At 61.8% G+C, this 251-nt stretch carries 1 pseudogene; it reads left to right on the forward strand.

The features are described from left to right. A pseudogene (locus AC0L3S_RS39575) lies at window positions 1-251 on the forward strand (biotin synthase BioB); the annotation flags it as partial.

Here is a 251-nt window from a genome sequence, read left to right on the forward strand (position 1 = left end):
TGCTCAGCATCAAGACCGGTGGTTGTCCGGAAGACTGCGGCTATTGCTCGCAAAGCGCGCATTACCACACCGGCCTGAAAGCGACCCGCATGATGGATTGCGCCGATGTTGTCGCCGCCGCGCAACGCGCTAACGATGCTGGGGCCACTCGCTTCTGCATGGCTGCGGCGTGGCGCAGCCCAAAGGACCGCGACGTCGATTCGATCTGTGAGATGATCACTGCGGTCAAGGCGCTTGGCATGCAAACCTGC

Source organism: Bradyrhizobium sp. Ken01 (genome assembly GCF_055807355.1).